Source organism: Pseudomonas sp. NPDC087615, assembly GCF_044743445.1.
In the GTDB taxonomy this organism is placed as follows: Bacteria; Pseudomonadota; Gammaproteobacteria; order Pseudomonadales; family Pseudomonadaceae; genus Aquipseudomonas; species Aquipseudomonas baetica_A.
Genome location: NZ_JBIUWM010000126.1, coordinates 1 through 2,763 on the forward strand (window position 1 = coordinate 1; position 2,763 = coordinate 2,763).

The 2,763-nt window shown below is 59.1% G+C and carries 2 protein-coding genes; both read right to left on the bottom strand.

The genetic code is table 11. The features are described 5' to 3' along the window. Nucleotides 1–70: 70 nt before the first annotated feature. The gene (locus ACIOU6_RS27810) at nucleotides 71–517 is read right to left on the bottom strand and encodes an NUDIX hydrolase (RefSeq protein WP_221730382.1); all 447 of its coding nucleotides are present in this window, start codon (nucleotides 515–517) and stop codon (nucleotides 71–73) included. A gap of 217 nt (nucleotides 518–734) precedes the next feature. Continuing rightward, nucleotides 735–2,763, bottom strand: a 2,029-nt coding sequence (locus ACIOU6_RS27815; RefSeq protein WP_401139930.1) for an NADP-dependent isocitrate dehydrogenase, incomplete at its 5' end; no start/stop codon positions are given.

The following is a 2,763-nucleotide window of genomic DNA, read 5'->3' on the forward strand; positions in this document are numbered from 1 at the left end:
GGATCACGCATAGGGATTCAATGAGTGTCTTGAAAAAGGACGCGATTCTATCAGGCTCACGGCCTCAAGGCTAAAGAGAAGGGCGGATCAGTTCGAGGCCGAAGTGATGGCCGGCCAGATAATCATCGATGCAGCGGATGATCAGCTCGCTGCGCCAGTTATCGCGCTGGGCGATTAATTCGTCGCGGGTCAGCCACTTGGCGCCGACGATGCCGTCGTCGAGCTGGTAATCCGGGTGGTGCTCCACGGCTTTGGCGCTGAAGCACACGCGTTGGTAGGTCACACCGTTGCTCGGTGCGGTGTACAGGTAAATGCCGATCACACCGGTCGGTTCGACGTCCCAGCCGGTTTCCTCAAGGGTTTCGCGGATGGCGGCTTCGATCAGGGTTTCGTTCGGGTCGAGATGGCCGGCGGGCTGATTCAGTACGTTGCGCCCGGCCTTGTGCTCTTCGACCATCAGGAAGCGGCCGTTGTCCTCGACGATGGTGGCGACGGTGATGTGGGGGAGCCAGTCCATAAACCTTCCTCAATTTATTGGTTGAAGCCCAATCCCTTGTGGGGGCGGGCTTGCTCGCGAAAGCGGTTTGTCATTCAAAATCTTTATTGGCTGAACCGACGCATTCGCGAGCAAGCCCGCTCCCACATTGGTTTGTATTTCAAAGATAAATGGGTGCAAACGCCACAAAAACAAACCCCGGCACTGGGCCGGGGTTTGTGATGTTCCCTTTACAACCTTAAACCAGCGCAGCAACCGCCGCGTTGAAGGTTGCGCTCGGGCGCATGGCCTTGCTGATCAGCTCGGCATTGGCGTGGTAGTAACCGCCGATGTCCACTGGCTTGCCCTGCACGGCGTTGAGCTCGGCAACGATGGTCGCCTCGTTCTCGGTCAGGGTTTTGGCCAGCGTCGCGAACTGCGCTTGCAGCGCAGCGTCTTCGGTCTGGGCGGCCAGAGCCTGAGCCCAGTACATCGCCAGGTAGAAGTGGCTGCCTCGGTTGTCGATGTTGCCGACTTTGCGCGACGGCGACTTGTTGTTGTCGAGGAACTGGCCAGTGGCCTGATCCAGAGTCTTGGACAGAACCAGCGCTTTCGGGTTGTTGTAGTTCACACCCAAATGCTCGAGGGACGCCGCCAGAGCCAGGAATTCGCCCAGCGAATCCCAGCGCAGGAAGTTCTCTTCAACCAGTTGCTGCACGTGCTTCGGTGCTGAACCGCCGGCACCGGTTTCGAACAGGCCACCGCCGTTCATCAGTGGCACGATCGACAGCATCTTGGCGCTGGTGCCCAGTTCCATGATCGGGAACAGGTCGGTCAGGTAGTCGCGCAGTACGTTGCCGGTCACCGAAATGGTGTCCTTGCCTTCGCGGGTGCGCTGCAGGGTGAACTTCATCGCGTCGACCGGCGCCATGATTTGGATGTCCAGGCCGGCAGTGTCGTGATCCTTCAGGTAAGCCTGAACTTTCTCGATCACTACGCCGTCATGGGCGCGCATCGGGTCCAGCCAGAAAATCGCCGGAGTGCTGCTGGCGCGAGCGCGGTTGACGGCCAGTTTGACCCAGTCCTGGATCGGCGCGTCTTTGGTCTGGCACATGCGGAAGATGTCGCCAGCTTCAACAGCCTGCTCCATCAGCAGGGTGCCTTTGCTGTCGGTCACGCGAACCATGCCGTCAGCCTTGATCTGGAAGGTCTTGTCATGCGAGCCGTACTCTTCGGCTTTCTTCGCCATCAGGCCAACGTTTGGCACGCTGCCCATGGTGGTCGGGTCGAAGGCGCCATTGGCTTTGCAATCTTCGATCACGGCCTGGTAGATGGTCGCGTAGCAGCGATCTGGAATCACAGCCTTGGTGTCGTGCAACTGACCGTCGGTGCCCCACATTTTGCCGGAGTCACGGATCATCGCAGGCATCGAGGCATCGACGATAACGTCGCTCGGCACGTGCAGGTTGGTGATGCCTTTGTCGGAGTTGACCATCGCCAGCGATGGACGAGCAGCGTAGACCGCTGCCATGTCGGCTTCGATCTGCGCTTGCTGATCGCTAGGCAGGGCCTTGATACGAGCGTACAGATCGCCGATGCCATTGTTCAGATTGAAGCCGATCTGGGCCAGCACGTCAGCGTGCTTGGTCAGCGCGTCTTTGTAGAACTCGGCAACGATCTGGCCGAACATGATCGGGTCGGAGACCTTCATCATGGTTGCTTTGAGGTGAACCGACAGCAGCACGCCTTGCGCCTTGGCACTTTCGATTTCTGCGGCGATGAACGCGCGCAGGGCGTTTTTGCTCAACACGGCGCAGTCGAGGATCTCGCCAGCCTGAACGGTGGTTTTTTCTTTCAGGACGGTCGTGGTGCCGTCTTTGGCGATCAGTTCGATTTTCACAGCGTCAGCGGCGTCGATCAGGGCGGCTTTTTCGCTGCCGTAGAAATCGCCGGTGCTCATGTGAGCAACGTGGGACTTGGAGTCTTTGGCCCATGCGCCCATTTTGTGCGGGTGCTTGCGAGCGTAGTTCTTGACCGACAGCGGAGCGCGGCGGTCGGAGTTGCCTTCACGCAGAACCGGGTTCACGGCGCTGCCTTTGACCTTGTCGTAACGCGCCTTGGCGTCTTTGTCGGCATCGCTGATTACGGTTTCCGGGTAGTCCGGCAGGTTGTAACCCTGAGCTTGCAGCTCTTTGATCGCGGCTTGCAACTGTGGAACCGAAGCGCTGATGTTCGGCAGCTTGATGATGTTGGCTTCAGGCGTAACGGCCAGGTCGCCCAGTTCGGCG

Bases quoted from the DNA above. Each gene is read 5' to 3' on its own strand.
- ACIOU6_RS27810 (WP_221730382.1), bottom strand. From the start codon at position 517: ATGGACTGGCTCCCCCACATCACCGTCGCCACCATCGTCGAGGACAAC.